We start from the raw sequence: 20519 nt of genomic DNA, 5'->3' as shown, positions 1-20519 counted from the left end.
GCGATCTTTCGAGCCGCGTCATTCCCCCGCCGCGTGCAATCCCCGCAGCGAGAAAACCGATTGCGCGTTCAGACGGGGTTCTTCTGCATCAGCTCGAAGGAGCGGCTGTACCATTTCGTGCCGCGATAATTCGCCGCGAGCACGGCCGCCGATTTCTTCGCTTCCTCGCGCATGCCGATCGCAAGATAGGATTCGGTGAGCCGCATCAGCGCCTCGGGCGTGTGCGTCGTCGTCTGATACTGGTCGATCACCGTCCGGAAACGCGATGCCGCGGCCAGCCATTGCGAGCGGCGCTGGTAGAAACGGCCGATCTCCATCTCCTTGCCGGCAAGATGGTCGTTGACCAGATCGATCTTGAGCCGGGCATCGGAGGCATAGCGCGTATTGGGATAGCGGCGGGTGAGTTCACCAAGCGATGCCAGCGCCTGCTGCGTGATCTTCTGGTCGCGCGTCACGTCGGTGATCTGCTCGTAATAGTCGATCGCGATCAGATAATAGGCGTAGGGCGCATCCTTGTTGCCCGGATGGATCGCCAGAAAGCGCTGCGCCGACTGGATCGATTCGGTATAATCCTTCGCCGCATAATAGCAGAACGCGCTCATCAGCTGCGCGCGGCGCGCCCAGGGCGAATAGGGATGCTGCCGCTCGACTTCGTCGAACAACGCCGCCGCCAGCTTGTACTGGCCACGATCGAGCCGGTCCTTGCCCGCATTGTAGAGCGTGTTGACGTCGCGTGCGACATAGTTGGTGTCCGCACGCGTCTGAGCGTTCTTGTTGGCGCAACCGGCCAGCACGAGGACGGAGACGGCGGCCGCGGCAAGGGCAAGCGGCTTCAGGGAAAGGCTACGCATGGCGCGGGTTCTAGCCGAGCCGTCCGGCTTCGCCAAGCGGTTTGCCATGCGATCGGGCGCATGGCCAAAGCCCGCGTGGAACCGTTGCGTGCACCGCAGCATTGAGCCAGATTGACAAGCTTGGGCCCGGAACCCCGGACGAGGATAGAAACTGATGACCGCCAAGCGGCTGACCACCCGTCGCGTCGAGAAACCCTGGGGGCGTCATTCGCTATGGCCGGGCTTTTCCGATCCGCCCGCCAATGGCGCGCCGGTGGGCGAGATCTGGTTCCAGGACGAGAGTGGCGCCACGCCGGAACTGCTCGTCAAATATATCTTCACCGCCGAGAAGCTGTCGATCCAGGTCCATCCCGACGACGCTGCGGCGCGGGCGTCGGGCCATAAGCGCGGCAAGGACGAGGCCTGGGTGATCCTGGACGCCGAGCCCGATTCGACGATCGCCATCGGCACCCGCGCGCCGATCGACCATGACGCGCTCCGCGCCGCGGCGCTCGACGGCAGCATCGAGACGCTGGTCGACTGGAAACCGGTGAAGCCCGGCGACGTCTATTATTCGCCCGCCGGTACCGTCCATGCGATCGGCGCGGGAATCACGCTGGTCGAGGTCCAGCAGAATGTCGACCTGACCTATCGGCTCTACGATTATGGCCGCCCGCGCGAACTCCATCTCGACGCGGGCGTCGCCGTGTCCGACGCGGTTCCCTTCATTCCCAATTTCACGCCCGAAACGGAAGCGCCGGGGCGAATCATCCTGGCCGAAGGGCCAAAATTCGTGCTCGAACGCTGGCGCGACGTGCAGGGCCTGATCACGCTTCCGCAGGGAGTGCCGGGATGGTTCGCGCCGCTCGCGGGCGCGGGCAGCATCGGGGATCAATGCTGGCAGGCCGGCGAATGCTGGATTGTCGAGGGCGAGACGCCGCTCGACGCGACGGAGGGCAGCGACATATTGTTCGCCTATCCGCTGCCAAAACGGGTCGATATCCTGCGCTGAGAGGAATTTAACCCTCGCAGGACTATGCTCGAACGATGCTGCGCGTCCTCACCATCGCCTCGCTCTTTCCCGACGAGAGCAGGCCCGTGTTCGGCGTGTTCGTCGAGCGGCAGACATTGGGCCTTGCCGCACGCGATGACGTTTCGCTCGACGTGATCGCACCGATCGGCATTCCGCCATGGCCGCTCTCCCGTCACGCACGCTATCGCCCCCTTGCCCGCCTGCCGCGACATGAAGGCTGGAAGGGGCTGAGCGTCCACCGCCCGCGCTTTCCGGTGATTCCCGGCGCCAATGGCCGAGCCAGCGGCGCGCTGATGGCACGTGCGATCCTGCCGATCGCGCGCCGGCTGCATGCCGAACGGCCGTTCGATGTGGTCGATGCCCAATTCTTCTTTCCCGACGGCCCCGCGGCGATGCGCGTGGCACAGGCGCTTGGCCTGCCCTATTCGATCAAGGCGCGCGGCGCCGACATCCATTATTGGGGTCATCAGCCGGCAACCGCCGATGCGGTGCGCATAGCCGGCACCAATGCCGCCGGGCTGCTTGCGGTCAGCGCCGCGATGAAGCGCGACATGGCGGCGCTCGGCATGGATGAAGCGCGGATCCGCGTCCATCATACCGGCGTCGACCTGGATCGTTTCGCGCCCGGCGACCGCGCCGGACTGAAGGCGCGGCTCGGCGTCTCCGGACCGCTCGTCGCCAGCATCGGCGCGCTGATCCCGCGCAAGGGCCAGTCGATCCTGATCGACGCGCTGGCGGGGTTCCCCGACGCCACGCTGATGCTGGTCGGTCATGGCCCCGACCGGGCGGCGCTCGAAGTCCAGGCGCGCGCGCGCGGAATGGCCGAACGCGTCCGCTTCACCGGCAATCTGCCGCATGAGGAGATTGCGCATATCCTGGCCGCCGCCGACGTGATGGCGATGCCATCCGCATCCGAAGGGCTTGCCAATGCCTGGGTCGAGGCGCTCGCCTGCGGCACGCCGATCGTGATCACCGACACGGGCGGCGCGCGCGAGGTGGTGGAGAATGCGGAGACCGGCAGGATCGTCGCGAGGACATCGGGTGCGATCGCGGGCGCGATCGCGGCGCTGCTGGCCGATCCGCCGCCGACACCGATCGTCCGGGCGGCCGCCGAACGCTTTACCTGGGACGCCAATAGCCAGTCATTGTTCGAACATCTGTCGGCGATCGCACGCCCAGCCTGACGCGCAGCGCGGCTATCCGTTCAGCGGCAGCAAAGCGGCAGCGATCCAGCGATCCTCACCGCGCAATATGCCCCAGGCGCGCGCCGCGGCGCGGCTGTCCATCGCCTCCACGCCGATCCCCTGCGCCTCGATCGCGTCGACCAGCGCGCGCGGCGGGCGGGCCATGACGGCACCCGTGCCGATCAGGATGAATTCGGGCTTCGCATCGAGCAAGACCGCCAGCGCCCCGACATCAAGTGCGTCGAGCGACGGTGCGTCCCACGCCTCGGCATGCTGCGGCGTCAGCAGCGCGGCCGCCATCACGCGGCCGTCGATGCGGAAGCCACCATCGGCGAAGCCGGAGATGCGCGGCCCCGGCCCGGCCGCATCGGGCCGGACCTGGATACTCACGGAACCGCGCCGTCGTTCGCGTCGGTCGAACGGACACGCTCGGCGGCATTCGCCGCGGCTTCCTTGGGAACGAAGCTGTCGGGCTTCAATTTGAGCCACAACAGGATCGCCGCCGAGACATAGACCGACGAGAAGGTGCCGATGCCGATGCCGAGCAGCATCGATGCGGTGAAGCCGAAGATCACGTCGGGGCCGAGCAGGAGCAGAATCGACAGCGCGATGATCAGCGACAGCGAGGTGACCAGGGTACGCGACAGCGTCTCGTTCACCGAGAGGTCGAGCAGGCCCATCATGTCCATCTTGCGGTATTTCCGCATATTCTCGCGGATGCGGTCATAGACGACGATGGTGTCGTTGAGCGAATAGCCGATGATCGTCAGGATCGCCGCGACCACGTCGAGGTCGAATTCGAGCTGGGTCAGCGCGAAGAAGCCCAGGGTCAGCGCGACATCGTGGAACAGCGCGAACAGCGCGCCGACGCCGAACTGCCATTCGAAGCGGAACCAGATGTAGAGCGCGATCGCAAGCATTGCGAGGCCGAGTGCCCAGGCGCCGGTGCGGAACAATTCCTGGCTGACCTTGCCCGACACGCTTTCGGTGCCGCCGAGATGCGCGCCCGGATACGCCTTTTGCACCGTCGCGCGGATCTCTTCGGCCGCACGGTTCGCCGCGGTTTCGTCGCCATCGGGCAAGGGCGTGCGGATCGCGACTTCCTTGGGCCCGAACTGCTGGATCGACGCCTCGCCCTGACCGAGCGATTCCACGGTTCCGCGCAATTTCTCGATATTCACCGGCTGATCGAAGGTGACGCGCACCATCTGGCCACCGACGAAATCGATGCCCAGATTGAACCCGCGTATGGCGACCAGCGCCAGCGATCCGATGATCAGCAGCATCGAGAATGCCATCGCGACGTTCCGGTATTTCAGGAACGGGATGTTGGTGTTGTCGGGAACGAGCTTTAGCGGACGCATGGGTCGATGCCTTTTCCCTGTGCCATCCCCGCGAAAGCGGGACGCCAGGAACACGGAGTTTTCCGGAAGAAGCGGTGCAGCTGGCAATCCATCAGATCGCGAGCTCCTTCGGCCGGTTGCGCTTCAGATATTGCGCGACCAGCAGGCGCGTGAAGGTGACGCCGGTGAACACCGACGTGATGATGCCGATGGTGAGCACCACCGCGAAGCCGCGGATCGGCCCCTGGCCGAAGGCAAACATGATCGCCGCCGAGATGACGTTGGTGATGTTGGCGTCGAAAATCGCGCGGCTGGCTTCCTTGTAGCCGAACTCGACCGCCTGCAGCGTATGCCGTCCTCGTCGCTGTTCCTCGCGGATACGTTCGTTGATCAGCACGTTGGCGTCGACCGCCGCACCGATCGTCAGCACGAAACCGGCGATTCCCGGCAAGGTCAGCGTCGCATTGAAGATCGCCATGACGCCGAGGATCATGAAGGCGTTCACCACCAGCGCCGCCGTCGTATAGACGCCGAACCGGACATAGGTGATGATCATGAACAGGATCACCGCCAGCGTCGCGACGATGCCCGCGATCGCGCCCTTCTGGATCGAATCGGCGCCAAGCTCGGGGCTGACGGTCCGTTCCTCGATCACCTTCAGCGCCACGGGCAGCTTGCCCGAACGGAGCTGGACCGCGAGCTCATTGGCGCTCTCGACCGTGAAATTGCCCGAAATCTGCGCCTGACCGCCCAGGATCGGCTCGTTGATATTGGGTGCCGAAAGCACCCTGTCATCGAGGATCATGGCGAAGGGCTTGCCGGTATTCTCCTGCGTCACGCGCGCAAAGCGCCTGGCGCCCTGGCTGTCGAAACGGATCGAGACGACCGGCTCGTTGGTCTGCTGGTCATAGGTCTGGTTGGCGTCGATCAGCTGATCGCCGCTCACCATCACCTGGCGCTTGACCGCGATGAAGCCGCCTTCGACCCGAGGCAGCACCTGGCTGCCCACCGGCGCACGGCCCTGCGCGACCTCGTTGGGATTGGCGTTGAGATCGACCAGCTTGAAATCGAGCTTTGCGGTCTTGCCGACCAGTTCCTTGAGCGATTCGGGATCTTCGACGCCGGGCACCTGGACGACCAGGCGGTTGGCACCCTGGCGGACGACCGACACTTCCTTGGTGCCGTCGGGATCGATGCGCCGCGACACGACTTCGCGCGCCGTGGCCATCGCGTCGTCGAGCGACTTGGCGATTCCCGCCTGGGTGGGTTTCAGCACGATGCGTGTCGCATCGACCACGTTCACGTCCCAGTCGCGCTGGCCGGTCATGCCGGCGCCCTGGGTCTGCGCACGCATCAGCTCGACCGCCGCGTCGACACGGCTCGGATCGCGGACCATGAAGGACAGCTGTCCGCCCTGCGACGAGATGTCGCCGATCTCGATGCGCGGGCTGGCCCGGCGCGTCTCGGTGCGGACGATATCTTCCATGGTCTCGAGCCGCTGCTTGGCGACGTCGCTGGTGTCCGCCTCGAACATCAGATGGCTGCCGCCGGCGAGATCGAGACCCAGGTTGAAGCGCACCTGAGCAAAGCTCGGCCAGGTCGCGACCTGGGCCTTGGGGAAGAAGCTCGGGATCGAATAGGCGCAGCTGATGATGATGGTCAGCCAGACCAGCCAGACCTTCCAGCGCGGGAAATCAAGCATCGTCAGCTCAGTCGTTGGCCGGCCGCGCGCCGCCGATCGGCATCACGTCGCTCAGCGTGGACTTGATGACCTTCACCTTGACGCCGGTCGCGATCTCGACCTCGACATGGGTGTCGTCGACCTTAGTCACCTTGCCGACCAGGCCACCGCCGGTCACGACCTGATCGTTCTTCTGCACCGCGTTGATCCGGGCTGCATGCTCCTTCATCCGCTTTTGCTGCGGGCGGATCATGAGGAACCAGAAGATCACGAAAATCAGGATCAGCGGCGCAACCTGAACAAAAAAGGCGGACATGCCGCCGCTTGAGGATGCTGCGCCAGCGGCCTGGGCGTAAGCGGGAGTGAAGATCATCAATGTCACCCGAGACGAGGACGAGGACGCGTGCTGCATCCTCCATGAAAGGCGGGCGCCTAACATGCCCGGACACGGCGGGCAACTTTTGCTTGTTGCGCAGACGGCCCGACGGACACTTGCCAGACGGGGGACTTCCCCGTAAAGCGCCCGCCTTCGGTCGGGACGTAGCGCAGCCTGGTAGCGCATCACACTGGGGGTGTGGGGGTCGGAGGTTCGAATCCTCTCGTCCCGACCAAGATTCTCCTCGCGAGAAACCATCATGCGATTTTCGCGATCGGCGGGAATCGCCGCGAACGCGGGATGACGGCCCGCATCCTCCCTGCTATCGGGCCGCCATGCTTTCAATTTCCGGTATCATCGTGCGCCTTGGCGGGCGCCTCATCCTCGACGGCGCCACCGCGTCTCTGCCGCCGCGCAGCCGCGTCGGGCTGATCGGCCGCAACGGCGCCGGCAAATCGACGCTGATGAAGATCATCGCCGGCACGGGCGAACCCGATTCGGGATCGGTCGAGATGCCGCGCGGCAGCCGCATCGGCTATATCGCGCAGGAAGCCCCGGGGGGCAGCGCGACGCCGTTCGAAACCGTCCTCGCCGCGGATATCGAACGCGCGGCGCTGATGGCCGAGTCCGAAACCGCGCACGATCCGCACCGCATCGGCGAAATCCATGAGCGGCTGATCGCGATCGACGCGCATGCCGCCCCGGCGCGCGCCGCGCGCATCCTGGTCGGGCTGGGCTTCGACGAGGCCGCCCAGCATCAGCCGCTCGACAGCTTTTCCGGCGGCTGGCGGATGCGCGTCGCGCTGGCGGCGCTGCTGTTCTCCGAACCCGACCTGCTGCTGCTCGACGAGCCCAGCAACCACCTGGACCTCGAAGCCACGCTCTGGCTCGAGAATTTCCTCAAATCCTATCGCGCAACGATGGTGGTGATCAGCCATGAGCGCGACCTGCTCAACAATGTCGTCGATCATATCCTCCACCTCGAAGGCGGCCGGACGACATTATACCCCGGCGGCTACGACGCGTTCGAGAAGCAGCGCGCCGAACGGATGGCCCAGCTCGAATCGGCCCGCGCCGCCCAGGCCGCGCAGCGCGCCAAGCTGCAGGATTATATCGCGCGCAACAGTGCGCGGGCGAGTACCGCGAAACAGGCGCAGTCGCGCGCCAAGGCGCTGGCCAGGATGGCACCGATCGCGTCGATGGCCGAAGATCCCTCGCTGAGCTTCGATTTCCCGAGCCCCGACGAGCTGCGCCCGCCGCTGGTGACGCTCGACCTCGCGAGCGTCGGCTATACCGAGGGCAAGCCGATCCTGGAGCGGCTCAACCTGCGCCTCGATCCGACCGACCGCATCGCCCTGCTCGGCCGCAACGGCAACGGCAAGACCACGCTGGCACGGCTGCTGGCGGCGCAGCTGGCGCCGATGGCGGGCGAGATCACGGCGTCGGGCAAGATGCGCGTCGGTTATTTCACCCAGTATCAGGTCGAGGAGCTCGACGCGCGCGACACGCCGATCGAGCATATGACCCGGCTGATGAAGGGCGCCACACCCGGCGCGGTGCGCGCGCAATTGGGCCGTTTCGGCTTTTCCGGCGACAAGGCGACGACATTGGTCGGCAAATTGTCGGGCGGCGAGCGCGCCCGGCTGGCGCTGGCGCTGATCACCCGCGATGCGCCGCATATGCTGATCCTCGACGAGCCGACCAACCACCTCGACGTCGATTCGCGCGAGGCGCTGGTCCAGGCGCTCAACGAATATTCGGGCGCGGTGGTGCTGGTCAGCCATGACCGGCACATGCTGGAACTGACCGCCGACCGGCTGGTGCTGGTCGATGGCGGCACCGCCCGGGAATATTCGGGCTCGCTCGACGACTATACCGATCTTATCCTCGGCAAGGGGCCGTCGGCGTCCAGCCAGGACAAAGGTTCGGCGCCGAAGACCTCTGCCAAGGATGCGCGCAAGGCGGCCGCGGAAGCTCGCGAACGCAACAAGGCGATTCGCGACGCGGTGAAGACGGCCGAGACGGAGATCAAGCGCCTGACCACAAGACGGTCGGAGATCGATCGGGCGATGTTCGATCCCGCGTCGGCCACTCCGCAGGATGCTAAGCGCACGATGAGCGAGCTGATGCAGCTCCGCGGCAAGATCGAGCAGGAACTGGAAGACGTCGAGGCGCGCTGGCTGGAAGCGAGCGAGGCGCTGGAAAGCCAGGAAGCGGCTTAGTCGCGTCCCCCTCACTGTCGCTCCAGCAAAAGCTGGAGCGACAGTGAGGATCAGGCGTTCAGCACAGGCCGGGCCGGCTGCGCCGCGATGCTGCAGATCTCGGCGGCGATCTCGTCGCTGCGCCAGGGCTTGCCGATCACCCGATAATGCCGGCTCTGCTCGTCGACCAGGGCGGCGCCATAGCCGGTGGTCAGCAGCACGCGGATATCGGGATGACGACCGCTCAGATGGATCGCCAGCGCGACGCCGTTCATGCCGGGCATCACGATATCGGCAAAGAGCAGGTCGATCTTGCCGCCACCCTCGACCCAGGCGATCGCGGCCTCCGCATCGGGCGCGATATGCGCCACCGTGCAGCCGATCGATTCGAGCTGGTCGGACGCGACCCGGGCCAGCAGCGGATCATCCTCCACCAGCAATATCCTGTAGCCGGGTGGAATGCCCGTTTCGCCAAATGCGCTCGCCATACGTCACCTCCCTCGTTCGGGGTCGATGCCAGCCGGTCGCCTCCCCTGCGCCCGGAATTGCCAGAATAGCCGAATCACCCCGGCATGCGCCAGCTTTTCGATGAACGGAGCCGATGCTTGCGGTGATGCGGATGCCAACCCATATCGCGGCCATCGATCAAGCGGGGAACGCAGGAACATATTTGAATGAGCGAAATGCCCAAATGGCACGGCACCACGATCCTGTCGGTGCGCAAGAACGGCAAGGTCGTGATCGCCGGTGACGGTCAGGTCTCGATGGGCCAGACCGTGATGAAACCCAATGCCCGCAAGGTCCGCCGGCTGGGCGACGGCAGCGTGATCGGCGGTTTCGCCGGCGCGACCGCCGACGCCTTCACGCTGTTCGAGCGGCTGGAGGCAAAGCTGGAGCGCGCCAACGGCCAGCTGATGCGCGCCGCAGTCGAGCTCGCCAAGGACTGGCGGACCGACAAATATCTGCGCAACCTGGAAGCGATGATGATCGTCGCCGACAAGGAGACCACGCTGATCCTGACCGGCAATGGCGATGTGCTCGAGCCGCTGGCCGGCATCGCCGCGATCGGATCGGGCGGCAATTACGCGCTCGCCGCCGCCCGCGCGCTGGTGGAATATGAGGGCGACGCCGAAACCATCTGCCGCAAGGCGATGGGCATCGCGGCCGACCTGTGCGTCTACACCAACGACCAGCTCACCATCGAGTCGATGGATTCGGCCGCCTGATCCGGCCACCCATCCGATCGACAATCGACCCAGTCTATGCGCCCCGCGGCTTCACGCGGGGCCAATGGAAGATGACATGAACGACGACCTTACCCCCAAAGCCATTGTCGCCGCGCTCGACGCGCACATCATCGGCCAGAAAGAGGCCAAGCGCGCGGTCGCGGTCGCGATGCGCAACCGCTGGCGCCGCCAGCAGCTCGGCCCCGAGCTGCGCGACGAGGTGACGCCCAAGAACATCCTGATGATCGGGCCCACCGGCTGCGGCAAGACCGAGATCAGCCGCCGCCTGGCGAAGCTGGCCGACGCGCCCTTCGTCAAGGTGGAAGCGACCAAGTTCACCGAGGTCGGCTATGTCGGCCGCGATGTCGAGCAGATCGCCCGCGACCTGGTCGAGGAAGCGATCCGGCTGGAAAAGGAGCGCCGCCGCAACGCGGTGAAAGACAAGGCCGAGGAAGCCGCGATGAGCCGGCTGCTCGACGCGCTGACCGGCAAGGATGCCAGCGAGGCGACGCGCTCCGCATTCCGCCAGCGTTTCCATGACGGCCATCTCGACAATACCGAGATCGAGATTGAGCTGGAGGCAGCGCCGTCCATGCCCTTCGAAATGCCCGGCCAAGGCGGCCAGATCGGCATGATCAACCTGTCCGACATGATGGGCAAGGCGTTCGGCGGCCAGCAGCTCAAGCGCCGCAAGATCAATGTCCGCTCCGCCTGGACCAAGCTGGTCGAGGAAGAGGCCGACAAGCGGCTGGACCAGGATGAGGTCAGCCGCACCGCATTGGCCGATGCCGAGGCCAATGGCATCGTCTTCCTCGACGAGATCGACAAGATCGCGGTCTCCGACGTGCGCGGCGGATCGGTCAGCCGCGAAGGCGTGCAGCGCGACCTGCTGCCGCTGATCGAGGGTACGACGGTCGCGACCAAATACGGCCCGATGAAGACCGACCATATCCTGTTCATCGCCAGCGGCGCATTCCATGTCGCCAAGCCCAGCGACCTGCTGCCCGAACTGCAGGGCCGCCTGCCGATCCGCGTCGAACTGCAGGCGCTGACCGAGGAGGATTTCGTCCGCATCCTGTCGGACACCAAGGCCTCGCTGCCCGAGCAGTACAAGGCGCTGATCGCGACCGAGGGCGTCGAGATCGAATTCACCGAGGACGGCATCAAGGCAGTCGCCCGGATCGCGGCCGAAGTGAACGGCCAGATCGAGAATATCGGCGCCCGCCGGCTGCAGACGGTGATGGAGAAATTGCTCGAGGATGTGAGCTTCGAAGCCGAGGATCGCAAGGAGACGAAGCTCAAGGTCGATGCGGCCTATGTCGATCAGCAGCTTGCCGCCATCGCACGCAACACCGATCTGTCGAAATACGTATTGTAGAAGCAAGCCTTTTCGGCTGGCTGTCGGAGACCCATTTTATCGTCATCCCGGCGAAAGCCGGGATCTCACTTCTTCTTGTGGTGGTGGACAGGAAGAGAGATTCCGGCTTTCGCCGGAATGACGGTTTTCTATAACCGCGGCGCGTAGCGCGGCCGCAACGGAGGAGCGATCGATGACCGGAATTATCGAATCCTACTATGCCGCGTTCAACCATGGCGATGTGGAAGCGATGCTGTCGCTGCTCGACGAGCATGTCGTCCATGAGCCCTGCCAGGGCAGCCCGCGCGAAGGGATCGGCACCTTCCGCGAATTCCTCGAGCATATGAACCGATGCTACAAGGAACGCGTGATCGATCCGGTCATCCTCTATTCGCCCGCCGGCAATCGCGCATCGGCCGAATTCTTCCTCGAGGGCAAATATCTCAAGACCGACAGCGACCTGCCCGCGGCGCGCGGCCAGCATTATCATCTGCGTGTCGGCGCATTCTTCGAGATCGGCGGCAACCGCATCACCCGCGTCACCAATCATTACAACCTCCAGGACTGGATCGATCAGGTCTCGGCTTGACGCCTCGCCTTCCCGGGGCTGACAACAAGCCCCGGGGGAGGAACCAATCATGTCGGTTCGTTCGCATCGCGCAACGCCGATCCTGATCGCCTTTGCCGCTTCGGCGACGGCGATCGCGGCTGCCGCCTTGTCTGGCGGCGACTTTGTCGAACAATCGCGGCTCGCCGCGCGCTGGACGGCGCGGGCGAGCTTCCTGATCTTTCTGGTCGCCTATTCGGCCGCTGCACTCGACACGCTGTTCCCATCGGCACTGACGCGGCGAATCCGCCAGCGGCGGCGTCAATGGGGTTTGGGTTTCGCGCTGGCGCATTCCATACATTTCGTGGCGCTCGTCCACGCCCTGACGCTGACCGGCGAAGAGCGGCCATTATTCACCCTGATCGGCGGCGGCTTCGCCTATGCGCTGATGCTGGCAATGGCGCTGACCTCGAACGATGCGAGCCAGCGCGCGCTGGGCGCGGCGTGGAAGCGGCTGCACGGTTTCGGCATCCAGTATATCTGGTTCATCTTCTTCTTCAGCTATGCCGGGCGGCTCGCCGATCCCGAGCGGATGGCGACGGGGCTGATCTTCGCGCCGCTCGCCGTCGCGGCGCTTGGCTTGCGCATGCTGGCATGGGTAAAGAAGCGACGGGCCAGGACGATGGCGTCGGCTGGATGAGGAGAGCGACATGACCAATAGCGGTGGATGCCATTGCGGAGCCGTCCGTTACGAGCTGAACGGCGCCCCCATGCACCATGCCCTGTGCCATTGCACCGATTGCCGCCGTGCATCGGGCGCGCCGATGGTCGGTTGGACCATGTATCCGGAAAGCGCGCTCACCATGATCCAGGGGAGCCCGCGCGAATATGCCTCGTCGGAGAATGGTCGCCGCTTCTTCTGCGGCGATTGCGGCACCGGGCTATTCTATCGCAACGCCGAGATATTGCCGGATATCGTCGACGTGCAGAGCGCGACCTATGACGATCCCGACGCCATCCCGGCACAGGCGCAGATCCAGGTCGCAGACCGTATCGGCTGGATGGCGGATGTGCATACGCTGCCGGTGTTCGAGCGCTATCCGGCGCAATAGCCGGAGCGCATCTTCCCATATGAGATGAAAGACCGTTCGGGCTGAGCTTGTCGAAGCCCTTGTCCTTTCCTTCGGCTTGGCTGCCAGGAAGAACAGGACTTCGACAAGCTCAGTCCGAACGGATCATATTTCTCAAGCTCAGCGCGCTGCCGTCTTCTTCGCCGGCGCCTTCTGTGCCGCTTGGGGCAGCACCACCATCGACCAATCCTTGCCGGGCGCCAGATAGCGTTTGGCGGTTTCCTGGATCTGTTCCGGCGTGATCTGGATGAAATCGCGCGCCAGGCTTGCCATTGCCGCGATCCGGCGCGGATCGCGCGACGAGCCCGCGGTCTGGCGCAGCCAGAACTGGTTGGCCGTTCCGGCCCGCGCATAATATTGCTTGATCGGCCCCAGCGTGCGCGCCAGTTCGTCGGCATCGACCGGCTTTGCCGCGAGGTCGGCCGCAATCTCGCGGCTGAGCTTGAAGAACAGGTCGACGCCCTCGGGCTTCAACTGGCCCAGCACGATCATATAGCCGCCATTGTCCATGCCGGTCGGCCACTGGCTGGCGACCGTCGGGCTGTAGCTGGCGCCCGCCGCGTTGCGCAGCTGGTCGAACAGCCGATCGTTGAAGATCGCGGCGAGCACTTCGAGCTTGCGCGATTCGACGACGGCATCGAGGCCGCCGCCCGTCGGCCAGGCGATCACCGCCGCGGCCTGCTCGGCCGGGCCGCTATGCGTGCGCATCACGGGCTTGGCGACATGGACGGGCACGCCCGTCCGCGCATTGCCGGGCTCGATCGGCGCGGCACCGCGCGGCTTCATCGCCCCGAAGGTCGCGAGCGCGGCATTGACGGCATCCTCGGTCTTGAAATCGCCGAAGATCTGCACCTCGATCGGGCCGGTCGCGAGCAAAGGCGTCCACAGTGCGCGGAAGCTCTCAGGCGTCAGCGACTCGATCTCCTTGCGGTCGGGCGTCGTCCAGCGCGGATCGCCGCCGCGCACCAGCGCGTCGAGATCGCGGGTCAGCACATTGCCCGGCGAAGCGCTCATGATCTCGTAGCTCGCGAGCAATTGCGCGCGGGCGCGGACGATCGGCGCGGGATCCCAGCCCGGCGTCTCCAGCTTCGCGGCAAGCAGCTTCAGCTGATCCGACAGATCGGGCGCGCGCGTCTCGGCGCTCAGCACGAACGCGTCCTCGGTGATCGCAACACCCATGTTGATCTTGCGGCCATTGGTCAGCCGGTCGAGCTCTTCCAGCCCGAGATCGCCGATGCCGGTGCCGACAAGCGCCATCGGCCCCGACCAGGCCAGGGTCTCGCGCTTGGCGGGCAAGGCCTTGTAACCATTGCCGAAGCGGACCGAGACGTAGATCTTGCCGGGCTCACCCTGATTGGGAAACAGGATCAGGTTGACGCCGTTGGACAGCTTGACCGTCTCGATCGGCAATTGGGTGAGCGAGGAACGGCTCAGCACCGTCCCGGGCGTGCCCAGCTTGGGCACGTCGTCGAAGGTCACGGCGCGCGCATTGGCACCGAGCGTCGACGCGGTCACGGTTTCGGACAGCGCGGCGCTGGCAAGCTGCGTCGCATTGGGCAGCGCCTTGGGCGTGATCAGCAGGATGCGCGGGCCCGCCCCCGCGAACAGCCGCTTGGTGGAATCGCGGATCCGTTCGGGCGTGAACAGCCGCTTGGCACTGCGGAAAATGTCGAGGGCGCCCTGCGGCGTGGTCACCGTCTCGCGGATATCGACCGCGCGCACGAGATCGTCCGCCTGTTTCGAGCCCGGCTCGGCACCCGCATTCTCGACCTGGCCGAGCAGTGCGAGATCGAATTCGCTCACCTCGCGCTCGATATCGGCGGCACCGGGGGGTGTCGTCGTCGCTTCCGCGATCACCGCACGCACGTCGCGCAGCGCCGCGCGCCAGTCGTCGCCGATCGGCACCAGCGAGACCGTGGTGGTGTCCGCCGAGCGCGACACGTCTTCCTGATCGACCTGTGCCTGGAGGAAGCTGCCGCCGGCGCGCGCGCGCGTTTCCAGCCGGCGATTGATGATGCGCAGCGCCACCGCGTCGACCATTAGCCCCTCATTATAGGCGATGGTGTCTTCCACCTGTTCCCAGGGCCGGAGCACGGCCATCTGGATCATCGTGGGAAAGCTGGGCTCGACCACCGCGGCCGCGGCGGGCGCCTTCATGTCGGGCGTACCGAAATCGGGGTCGGCGGGTGCGGTGCCGTCGCCCTTCCAGCCGCTGAAGCGGCTTCGTACCATCGCCTCCATCGCCGCCGGATCCAGATCGCCCGAAATCACCACCACTGCGCGTTCGGGGCGGTACCAGCGGTCGTGAAAGGCCTTCAGCCCCGCCGCCGTCGCGCCGGTCAGCGTCGCGGTGGTTCCGATCGGCGAGCGCTTGGCAAGTTTTTGCCCGCTGAAGAAATGCGCACGCAAGGCATCGCCGACCTTCACCGCCGCGCCGAATTGCTCGCGCTGTTCGGCCAGCACAACGGCGCGTTCCGAACTGACGCTCTGGTCGCTGATATTGGGCGAATCCATCATGCCGGAGAGGATGCGCAGGCTTTCATCGACGCTGGCGGCGCTCGCCTGGGGCAAGTCGAGCTTGTAGACGGTCTCGGTCGGCGTGGTCGACGCATTGCTGTCCGACCCGAAGGTCGCGCCCAGCCGCTGCCAGATCCGCTTGGCCTCCAGCTCGGGCACATCCTTGGACCCGCGAAAGGAAAGATGTTCGAGGAAATGCGCGAAACCGAGTTCGCTGTCGTTTTCCATCAGCGACCCGGCATCGATGCGCACACGGATCGAGACCTGCCCCGGCGGCACCGCATTGCGGCGGATCGCGTAGCGCAGGCCATTGTCGAGCGTGCCGAACAGCCATGCCTTTTCCTGGGGTACGTCGCTGTTGACGTACAGCCAGGGCGCGGGCCGCGGCGCGGGTGCGACGGGCGCCGCGCTGGCGACGCCGCGCTTCGCGGGATCCTGCGCGAACAGGTTCGCCGCGGAGAAGCCGAGCACGGCAATGAGGGGAAGGACGGCGAGGCGCGTCATGCGCCGGTACTGGAACGTCATGGGCGCGATCCTACCGGTCAAAGATGAACCTTGCCAACACGGATTATGAAAAGGGCCCTCTCCGCCAAGGAGAGAGCCCCGATTGTTCAGCGACCGCCCATCTTGGTCACAGCGCCCTTGTGCGCGCCGACGCCGCTGCGGCGGCGGCGGAACGGCCGCTTGGGCCGATCGCCCGCAGGCTGGTCGCGGCGCTCGTCATGGCGGCGCGGCTGTTGACCGCGTCCGCCGCGCGGCGGCTGCTCCGACCGCGTCGAGGGTGCCGCCTTGGGCAGCTTCGCGGCTTCGGCGAGGAAATTCTCGGGCAGCGGGATCGTGTCGAGCTTGACGCCGGTGAGACGCTCGATCTGGCGCAGCCAGCCCTTTTCCTCGCCATCGACGAAGCTGATCGAAACGCCCTCTGCCCCGGCGCGCGCGGTGCGGCCGATGCGGTGGACATATTGTTCCGGCACGTTGGGCATCTCGAAGTTGAAGACATGGCTCACGCCCGGCACGTCGATGCCGCGCGCGGCGATATCGGTCGCGACGAGGAACTTGATCTCACCCTTGCGGAACGCGCCGAGTGCGGCGGTGCGCTGAGGCTGGCTCTTGTTGCCGTGGATCGCCGCCGCGCCGATGTCCGCCGCATGGAGATGCTTCACGACACGGTCGGCGCCATGCTTGGTGCGCGTGAAGATCAGCGCGCGCTCGATCTTCTCGTTCTGCAACGTCAGGGTGAGCAGCGCCTGCTTCTCCTTGCCGTTGACGAAGGTGACGTACTGGCGGACGCGCTCGGCGGTCGACGATTGCGGCGCGACCGACACCTTGACCGGATCGGTCAGGAAACGGTCACCGAGCTCGGAGATCGCCTTGGGCATCGTCGCCGAGAAGAACAGGCTCTGCCGCTTGCGGGGCAGCATCTTGTCGATCTTCTTGATCGGCACAATGAAGCCGAGGTCCATCATCTGGTCGGCTTCGTCGAGCACGAAGATCTCGACATCCTTGAGCGTCAGCGCACGCTGGTCGATCAGGTCGAGCAGGCGGCCGGGGGTAGCGACGAGAATGTCGACGCCCGCGCGCATACGCTGGATCTGCTTGCCGACGGGCACGCCGCCGAACACGGTTTCGACCGACAGGCGCATGAAGCGCGCATAGTCGCGGAACGAGGCGGCGATCTGGCTGGCCAGCTCACGCGTCGGCGAAAGCACGAGCATCCGGCATCCGCCGAGCGGGGTCGGCTTCGGATTCTTGTGGAAATAGTCGAGGCTGGGCAGTGCGAAGGCTGCGGTCTTGCCGGTGCCGGTCTGCGCGATGCCGCACAGGTCGCGACCTTCGAGCAAGGACGGGATCGCCTTTGCCTGGATCGGCGTGGGCTGGTCATAGCCCTTGGCAGCAAGCGCCTTCAGAATGGGCTCGGCAAGGCCGAGCTGGGTGAAATTGGTCAAATCTGTAACTCACAATCTATGCGAGGCGCGCGTCATCGCTGGCGCACGAACCGCGGGGTTCGATGACGACCCGCGTGAAAAGGGAAGCCTTTGGCAAAAGCGCATCTGGTTCGGCCGGCCCCGGGAAACCGGGCGTTCACGCTGCCGAATATGGTCAGGGCCGGTCCACCGGCCTTGTGCGCTGCGGCGCATATGGTCGAAGACCGTGGCAAAAGCAAGGCAGGCGGCCGGGGCCGAGCTGATTTCGCCCCCCTTCCCCCTTTGTCATCCCCGCGAAAGCGGGGATCCAGCTATTCCGTGAAGCGTCCGGAAAAGAAGAAGAAGCACGACCAAGCGCCCTGATGCCGCCCATGCATGATTCCATGCGCCCTGACCGCTTGCCCGTCGGCACGACTTCCAGCACAACCGCCGCATGAAGATCCTTCTCGCGCCCCTGGCCGCCGCATTGCTCGCCATTCCCGCCCATGCGGCCCTCGCCCCCGCCGAACGCAAGATGGCGGCCGCCGTCGACGCCGATCAGGACCGGTCGATCGCGCTGCTCGAAAAGCTGGTCAACCAGAACTCCGGCTCGCTCAATCCCGAAGGCGTCACCAAGGTCGGCGAGATGATGCGCGCCGAACTCGAGCCCTTGGGCTTCGCCGTCCGCTGGGTGCCGATGACCGAGACCAAGCGCGCCGGCCATCTGATCGCCGTCCACAAGGGCAATGGCCGCGGCAAGAGGATGCTGCTGATCGGCCATCTCGACACGGTGTTCGAGCCGTCCTCGCCGTTCCAGACCTTCACGCGCAAGGGTGATATCGGCGAAGGCCCCGGTGCCGGCGACGACAAGGGCGGCATCGTCGTGATGGTGATGGCGTTGCGCGCCATGCACGCCGCCGGCACGCTCAAGGACGCCGATATCGAAGTGGTGCTGACCGGCGACGAGGAGGATGCGGGCGATCCGATCGACGTGGCGCGCCGCGACCTGATCGAAGCGGGCAAGCGCGCCGACGCCGCACTCGATTTCGAAGGGCTGAACATCGAGGACGGCAAGGACATGGGCTCGATCGCCCGGCGCAGCAGCGACAGCTGGAGCGTGACGGTGACCGCCAAGAGCGGCCATTCGAGCGCGATCTTCGCACCCGGCGTCGGCGACGGTGCGATTTATGGCCTGGCGAAGATCGTCACCGCGTTCCGCACCGAGCTGCCCGAACCCAATCTGACGTTCAACGTCGGATTGATCGCGGGCGGCAGCGACGTGACGCTCAATGACGGCAAGATCGCCGGCACCGTTGCCGGCAAATCCAACATCATCGCCGCCACCGCGATCGCGCGCGGCGACCTGCGCGCCTTGTCGAACGACCAGATCGATCGCGTGAAGGGCAAGATGCAGGCGATCGTCGCGCGCCCGCTGGCCGGCGCGACCGCCCAGATCAGCTTCGATCCCGGCGGCTATCCCGCCATGGCGCCGACCGAGGGCAATCGCGCGCTGCTCGGCAAGCTCAACGGCATCAACCGCGACCTCGGCCTGGCCGAAATGCAGCCGCTCGACCCGCTCAAGCGCGGCGCGGGCGATATCGGCTTCGTCGCGGCCGACCTGCCCGGCCTGGTCGGGCTGGGCCCGTCGGGCGGCGGCAGCCATGCGCCGGGCGAGACCGTCGATCTGTCGAGCTTCCCACGCCAGGCCAAGCGCGCCGCGATCCTGATGACGCGGCTCAGCCGCGAGCCGCGATAGCTTTTTCCAGCCGGGGAATAGCAAAAGCACTTTGCCATTCCCCGCGCCGCCCGGCATGGAGCGGCGTGACCAAGACCGCATTGATCGTCCGGCATGTGCCTTATGAGGGCATAGCCGGCTTCCGCGAGCCGATCGAACAGGCGGGCTATGTGCTCGACCGCATCGACGTGGCCGATCCCGCCTTTCCGGAGGCCGATCTGGTCTCACCCGATCTGGTGCTGCTCATGGGCGGGCCGATGGGCGTGTATGAACGCGACGCGCATCCCTGGATCGATCATGAGATCGAACGGCTGCGATGCCGGCTCGATGCCGATCGGCCGACGCTCGGCGTCTGCCTGGGCGCGCAGATCATCGCCGCGACATTGGGTGCCGACGTTTATCCCGGCCCCTCGCAGGAAATCGGTTTCCACCCGATCGAAGTCACCGAGGCCGGCAATGGCTCTCCGCTGGACGCGCTCGGCGATACGCCGGTCCTCCACTGGCATGGAGACACGTTCGACCTGCCCGAGGGCACCGAATGGCTGGCACGCAGCCCGCTTTATCCACATCAGGCATTCCGGCGCGGCAACACGCTGCTCGCGCTGCAATTCCATGCCGAGATGGGCATCGACCCCCGGATCGATCACTGGATCGCCAATTCGGCCGACAGCCTGGCCGTACTGGGCCTCGAAGGCCCCGCGCTGCGCGCCGATTATGACCGGATCGGGCCCGACTGCGTGGCGGCGGGCCGCGCGATGATCGACCGCTGGCTCGCGACGCTGGCATAAAGCGGGCCGGCTATGCCGGGATAAAGGAGAATTGGCTTGATCGGCCAGGTCTCCAGCCCCACATGGGCATCATGCTGATCGAGACCGAAACCACGCCCAATCCGGCGACGCTCAAATTCCTGCCCGGCCGCGCCGTGATGGACGCCGGCACACGCGACTTCGCGTCTCCGGAAGAGGCCGAGGCATCGCCGCTGGCGGAAGCCCTGTTCTCGCTGGGCGACGTCGTCGGCGTCTTTTTCGGCAGCGACTTCGTGTCGGTCACGGCAGCCCCCGGTGTGGGCTGGAACGACCTGAAACCACAGGTCCTGTCGGTCCTGCTCGACCATTTCTCGGCAGAAATGCCGCTGTTCCGCCCCGGCAGCGCCGCGGGCATCACCGTTCCGGCGGAAGATGTCTTCGACGATGATCCCGCGGATGCCGACATCGTCGCGCAGATCCGCGAGTTGATCGATACGCGCGTTCGCCCGGCCGTCGCCAATGACGGCGGCGACATCATCTATCGCGGTTTCGACAAGGGTACCGTCTATCTCAAGATGCAGGGCGCCTGTTCGGGTTGCCCATCGTCGACCGCGACGCTGAAGCACGGCATCGAGTCGCTGCTGAAGCATTACGTGCCCGAAGTGACGAGCGTCCAGGCGGTCTGATCCGCCGCATTCCGAATATCAGC

At 65.7% G+C, this 20519-nt stretch carries 19 protein-coding genes and 1 tRNA gene; 12 read left to right on the top strand and 8 right to left on the bottom strand.

Annotated features, from left to right (window positions below; translation table 11 throughout):
- Positions 1-68: 68 nt before the first annotated feature.
- Entirely contained in the window at positions 69-851 is a 783-nt protein-coding gene (locus AC3WN8_RS08395) for an outer membrane protein assembly factor BamD (RefSeq protein ID WP_492668949.1), read from the bottom strand.
- A gap of 154 nt (positions 852-1005) precedes the next feature.
- Here AC3WN8_RS08395 and AC3WN8_RS08390 point away from each other — a divergent pair, with 154 nt between their 5' ends.
- Complete coding sequence (locus AC3WN8_RS08390) at positions 1006-1842, top strand: class I mannose-6-phosphate isomerase (RefSeq protein WP_492668948.1); 837 nt, start codon at positions 1006-1008, stop codon at positions 1840-1842.
- A gap of 35 nt (positions 1843-1877) precedes the next feature.
- Positions 1878-3047: a glycosyltransferase gene (locus AC3WN8_RS08385; protein ID WP_492668947.1), complete on the top strand. Its 1170-nt coding sequence runs from the start codon at positions 1878-1880 to the stop codon at positions 3045-3047.
- A gap of 12 nt (positions 3048-3059) precedes the next feature.
- On the opposite strand, the gene AC3WN8_RS08380 is transcribed toward AC3WN8_RS08385, so the two are convergent.
- The 4 genes from AC3WN8_RS08380 to yajC all read right to left on the bottom strand — a co-directional run bounded on the left by AC3WN8_RS08380 (position 3060) and on the right by yajC (position 6444).
- Positions 3060-3437 (bottom strand): Mth938-like domain-containing protein, encoded by a 378-nt coding sequence (locus AC3WN8_RS08380; RefSeq protein WP_492668946.1) that lies wholly within the window; start codon positions 3435-3437, stop codon positions 3060-3062.
- The gene (gene secF, locus AC3WN8_RS08375; protein WP_492668945.1) at positions 3434-4411 is read right to left on the bottom strand and encodes a protein translocase subunit SecF; all 978 of its coding nucleotides are present in this window, start codon (positions 4409-4411) and stop codon (positions 3434-3436) included. The genes AC3WN8_RS08380 and secF overlap by 4 nt, the downstream gene beginning before the upstream one ends.
- Positions 4412-4502: 91 nt before the next feature.
- Positions 4503-6092: a protein translocase subunit SecD gene (gene secD / locus AC3WN8_RS08370; protein ID WP_492668944.1), complete on the bottom strand. Its 1590-nt coding sequence runs from the start codon at positions 6090-6092 to the stop codon at positions 4503-4505.
- Positions 6093-6099: 7 nt separating this feature from the next.
- Complete coding sequence (gene yajC, locus AC3WN8_RS08365) at positions 6100-6444, bottom strand: preprotein translocase subunit YajC (RefSeq protein ID WP_492668943.1); 345 nt, start codon at positions 6442-6444, stop codon at positions 6100-6102.
- A gap of 161 nt (positions 6445-6605) precedes the next feature.
- Here yajC and AC3WN8_RS08360 point away from each other — a divergent pair.
- Together AC3WN8_RS08360 and AC3WN8_RS08355 are read left to right on the top strand one after the other, a co-directional pair.
- A tRNA-Pro gene (locus AC3WN8_RS08360) sits at positions 6606-6682 on the top strand.
- 100 nt (positions 6683-6782) lie between these two features.
- On the top strand, positions 6783-8669 hold the full coding sequence (locus tag AC3WN8_RS08355; RefSeq protein WP_492668942.1) for an ABC-F family ATP-binding cassette domain-containing protein: 1887 nt from the start codon (positions 6783-6785) through the stop codon (positions 8667-8669).
- A 50-nt stretch (positions 8670-8719) separates the two neighbouring features.
- Here AC3WN8_RS08355 and AC3WN8_RS08350 read toward each other — a convergent pair whose 3' ends face one another.
- A complete protein-coding gene (locus tag AC3WN8_RS08350) occupies positions 8720-9136 on the bottom strand; it encodes a response regulator (protein ID WP_492668941.1) in 417 nt (138 codons plus the stop codon).
- A gap of 186 nt (positions 9137-9322) precedes the next feature.
- Between AC3WN8_RS08350 and hslV the strand changes: the two genes are divergently transcribed.
- The 5 genes from hslV (at position 9323) to AC3WN8_RS08325 (ending at position 12890) form a co-directional block, all read left to right on the top strand.
- Complete coding sequence (gene hslV / locus AC3WN8_RS08345; protein WP_492668940.1) at positions 9323-9874, top strand: ATP-dependent protease subunit HslV; 552 nt, start codon at positions 9323-9325, stop codon at positions 9872-9874.
- Positions 9875-9950: 76 nt separating this feature from the next.
- The gene (gene hslU, locus AC3WN8_RS08340; RefSeq protein ID WP_492668939.1) at positions 9951-11252 is read left to right on the top strand and encodes an ATP-dependent protease ATPase subunit HslU; all 1302 of its coding nucleotides are present in this window, start codon (positions 9951-9953) and stop codon (positions 11250-11252) included.
- Positions 11253-11424: 172 nt separating this feature from the next.
- Positions 11425-11820: a nuclear transport factor 2 family protein gene (locus AC3WN8_RS08335; RefSeq protein ID WP_492668938.1), complete on the top strand. Its 396-nt coding sequence runs from the start codon at positions 11425-11427 to the stop codon at positions 11818-11820.
- Between the two features lie 49 nt (positions 11821-11869).
- The gene (locus AC3WN8_RS08330; protein WP_492668937.1) at positions 11870-12478 is read left to right on the top strand and encodes a hypothetical protein; all 609 of its coding nucleotides are present in this window, start codon (positions 11870-11872) and stop codon (positions 12476-12478) included.
- 10 nt (positions 12479-12488) lie between these two features.
- A complete protein-coding gene (locus AC3WN8_RS08325) occupies positions 12489-12890 on the top strand; it encodes a GFA family protein (RefSeq protein ID WP_492668936.1) in 402 nt (133 codons plus the stop codon).
- Between the two features lie 138 nt (positions 12891-13028).
- On the opposite strand, the gene AC3WN8_RS08320 is transcribed toward AC3WN8_RS08325, so the two are convergent.
- Together AC3WN8_RS08320 and AC3WN8_RS08315 are read right to left on the bottom strand one after the other, a co-directional pair.
- Positions 13029-15950 (bottom strand): M16 family metallopeptidase, encoded by a 2922-nt coding sequence (locus AC3WN8_RS08320; protein ID WP_492668935.1) that lies wholly within the window; start codon positions 15948-15950, stop codon positions 13029-13031.
- Positions 15951-16036: 86 nt separating this feature from the next.
- A complete protein-coding gene (locus AC3WN8_RS08315; protein WP_492668934.1) occupies positions 16037-17371 on the bottom strand; it encodes a DEAD/DEAH box helicase in 1335 nt (444 codons plus the stop codon).
- Positions 17372-17783: 412 nt separating this feature from the next.
- On the opposite strand from AC3WN8_RS08315, the gene AC3WN8_RS08310 reads away from it, so the two are divergent.
- The 3 genes from AC3WN8_RS08310 to AC3WN8_RS08300 all read left to right on the top strand — a co-directional run bounded on the left by AC3WN8_RS08310 (position 17784) and on the right by AC3WN8_RS08300 (position 20496).
- A complete protein-coding gene (locus AC3WN8_RS08310; protein WP_492668933.1) occupies positions 17784-19085 on the top strand; it encodes a M20/M25/M40 family metallo-hydrolase in 1302 nt (433 codons plus the stop codon).
- Between the two features lie 65 nt (positions 19086-19150).
- On the top strand, positions 19151-19852 hold the full coding sequence (locus AC3WN8_RS08305) for a glutamine amidotransferase (RefSeq protein WP_492668932.1): 702 nt from the start codon (positions 19151-19153) through the stop codon (positions 19850-19852).
- Positions 19853-19923: 71 nt separating this feature from the next.
- Complete coding sequence (locus tag AC3WN8_RS08300) at positions 19924-20496, top strand: NifU family protein (RefSeq protein WP_492668997.1); 573 nt, start codon at positions 19924-19926, stop codon at positions 20494-20496.
- Positions 20497-20519: the final 23 nt, after the last annotated feature.

The organism is Sphingobium sp. FW305-3-2-15-F-TSA7 (genome assembly GCF_058787155.1).
The sequence above is the reverse complement of the archived record's forward strand: the minus strand, read 5'-3'. Positions and strand labels throughout refer to the sequence as shown.

Excerpts from the sequence above, each read along its gene's own strand:
- AC3WN8_RS08320 (WP_492668935.1), bottom strand. The coding sequence starts at position 15,950 with ATGACGTTCCAGTACCGGCGCATGACGCGCCTCGCCGTCCTTCCCCTC.
- yajC (WP_492668943.1), bottom strand. The coding sequence starts at position 6,444 with ATGATCTTCACTCCCGCTTACGCCCAGGCCGCTGGCGCAGCATCCTCA.
- hslU (WP_492668939.1), top strand. The coding sequence starts at position 9,951 with ATGAACGACGACCTTACCCCCAAAGCCATTGTCGCCGCGCTCGACGCG.
- AC3WN8_RS08335 (WP_492668938.1), top strand. The coding sequence starts at position 11,425 with ATGACCGGAATTATCGAATCCTACTATGCCGCGTTCAACCATGGCGAT.
- AC3WN8_RS08350 (WP_492668941.1), bottom strand. The coding sequence starts at position 9,136 with ATGGCGAGCGCATTTGGCGAAACGGGCATTCCACCCGGCTACAGGATA.
- secD (WP_492668944.1), bottom strand. The coding sequence starts at position 6,092 with ATGCTTGATTTCCCGCGCTGGAAGGTCTGGCTGGTCTGGCTGACCATC.
- AC3WN8_RS08300 (WP_492668997.1), top strand. The coding sequence starts at position 19,924 with ATGCTGATCGAGACCGAAACCACGCCCAATCCGGCGACGCTCAAATTC.
- AC3WN8_RS08395 (WP_492668949.1), bottom strand. The coding sequence starts at position 851 with ATGCGTAGCCTTTCCCTGAAGCCGCTTGCCCTTGCCGCGGCCGCCGTC.
- hslV (WP_492668940.1), top strand. The coding sequence starts at position 9,323 with ATGAGCGAAATGCCCAAATGGCACGGCACCACGATCCTGTCGGTGCGC.
- AC3WN8_RS08310 (WP_492668933.1), top strand. The coding sequence starts at position 17,784 with ATGAAGATCCTTCTCGCGCCCCTGGCCGCCGCATTGCTCGCCATTCCC.
- AC3WN8_RS08390 (WP_492668948.1), top strand. The coding sequence starts at position 1,006 with ATGACCGCCAAGCGGCTGACCACCCGTCGCGTCGAGAAACCCTGGGGG.
- AC3WN8_RS08330 (WP_492668937.1), top strand. The coding sequence starts at position 11,870 with ATGTCGGTTCGTTCGCATCGCGCAACGCCGATCCTGATCGCCTTTGCC.
- AC3WN8_RS08325 (WP_492668936.1), top strand. The coding sequence starts at position 12,489 with ATGACCAATAGCGGTGGATGCCATTGCGGAGCCGTCCGTTACGAGCTG.
- secF (WP_492668945.1), bottom strand. The coding sequence starts at position 4,411 with ATGCGTCCGCTAAAGCTCGTTCCCGACAACACCAACATCCCGTTCCTG.
- AC3WN8_RS08355 (WP_492668942.1), top strand. The coding sequence starts at position 6,783 with ATGCTTTCAATTTCCGGTATCATCGTGCGCCTTGGCGGGCGCCTCATC.
- AC3WN8_RS08385 (WP_492668947.1), top strand. The coding sequence starts at position 1,878 with ATGCTGCGCGTCCTCACCATCGCCTCGCTCTTTCCCGACGAGAGCAGG.